The following is a 1752-nucleotide window of genomic DNA, read 5'->3' on the forward strand; positions in this document are numbered from 1 at the left end:
GCAGCTGCGCGTCGGCGGTGGACGGCGCCGACCACTGCGGCGCGTTCTGGCCAAAGCGGGCGCGAAAGGCGTCGCGCGCCACCTCCCATTCCTGCTGCAGGGCCAGCTCCTTGTACAGCTCGCGCAGTTCCATGAACACCCACGGGCTGGTGTAGCGGAAGTCCACCAGGTGCTGCTGCAGCAGCAGCACGGCAGCCACCACGTCGCCGCGCTTGCGGCGGCGCTGCAGCTTCTGGTCCATCTGGTGCAGGTCGATCAGCGTGGCCTCGCGGCGCGAGTTCGTCTCGCCAATGGCGGTGACGTAGATGGCGCGCGCGGCTTCGGCCGGGTTGGGGTTGTCGGGCAGGATGTCGTCCAGGCTGTTCACGCGCGTGACGATGGACGACGCGGCAGGCTGCACGTCCGCCCACAGCACGGAGTCGCTCTCGCGCCGGTTGCGCCGCCGCTCAATCACCCAGCCGATGCTGGACACCAGCGCAATGCCGCCCAAGGCCACCGTCAGCGGCACCAGGCTGGGCGCGGTGCGCGCCGCCGCGGCCGCGTCGCGCAGGGCGGCCACGCCGTGGGCGATGGAGCCGGTGGGCGGGGGCGCGGATGCAACGGCCTGTTGCGCCGCTTGCGCAGCAGCGGGTGCGGACGCAGCGGCAGGTGCAGGTGCGGCGGCAGGTGCGGCGGCGGGTGCCGCCACCGGTACAGCGGGCGCCTGGTCAGGCGCCGGCACCCGGCCCAGCGCCGGGCTCAGCCTCAGCGTGGCCGGCGGGGTGTCCGGTGTGCCGGTGGGCGCCATGAAAGCGGGCCGCGTTCAGCGCTCAGTAGCTGTACACGCCGCGCCCGGTCTTGCGGCCCAGGCGGCCGGCCGCGACCATTTCCTTGAGCAACGGGCAGGCGCGGTACTTGCTGTCGCCAAACTCGGCCAGGTACACATCCATCACGGCCAGGCACACGTCCAGACCGATCATGTCGGCCAGCGCCAGTGGCCCGATCGGCTGGTTGCAGCCCAGCTTCATGCCGGCGTCAATGTCCTCGGCCGTGGCCAGGCCCTCGGCCAGCACAAAGAAGGCTTCATTGATCATGGGCACCAGGATGCGGTTGACCACGAAGCCCGGCGCGTTCTTCACGGTGATCGGGCTCTTGCCCAGCTTTTCAGCCAGTGCCTTCACCGCGTCGTGCGTGGCATCGCTGGTCTGCAGGCCGCGGATGATCTCCACCAGCGCCATCATCGGCACGGGGTTGAAGAAATGCATGCCGATGAAGCGGTCCGCTCGCGACGTGGCCGCCGCCAGCTTGGTGATGGAAATCGACGAGGTGTTGGACGCCAGGATCACTTCCGGCGCGACCAGCGCATCCACCTGGCGCAGGATCTTGAGCTTGAGCTCGTAATTCTCGGTGGCGGCCTCGATCACGATGTGTGCGGCCCGCAGGTCGTCGTAGGCTGTGCTGCCCTTGATCAGGCCCAGCGCCGCGGCCTTGCCGGCTTCGGTGATCTTTTCTTTCTTGACCAGCCGGTCCAGGCTGGCCGAGATGGTGGCCAGGCCCTTGGCCACGGCGGCGTCCGACACGTCCACCATCACCACCGGCAGCCCCGCCACGGCGCAGGCCTGCGCGATGCCATTGCCCATGGTGCCGGCGCCAATGATGCCCACCACGCCCAGGCTCTTGCCCAATTCGTTGCCCATCTGGATATCCCCATGTATGCCCGGCGCTGCCGACCCGGCTGGCCGAAGAACCCGGATGTTAACGGGTGTTACAAGG

1 protein-coding gene and 1 pseudogene are annotated in these 1752 nt (G+C 69.2%); both read right to left on the bottom strand.

Going from position 1 to position 1752, the window contains the following annotated elements; all coding sequences use genetic code 11:
* A pseudogene (locus ACE3T5_RS21580) lies at nucleotides 1-787 on the bottom strand (hypothetical protein); the annotation flags it as partial.
* 22 nt (nucleotides 788-809) lie between these two features.
* Entirely contained in the window at nucleotides 810-1676 is an 867-nt protein-coding gene (locus tag ACE3T5_RS21585; protein WP_374670163.1) for a 3-hydroxybutyryl-CoA dehydrogenase, read from the bottom strand.
* Between the last annotated feature and the right edge of the window lie 76 nt (nucleotides 1677-1752).

It is taken from the genome of Ramlibacter sp., from assembly GCF_041916345.1.
In the GTDB taxonomy this organism is placed as follows: Bacteria; Pseudomonadota; Gammaproteobacteria; order Burkholderiales; family Burkholderiaceae_C; genus Ramlibacter.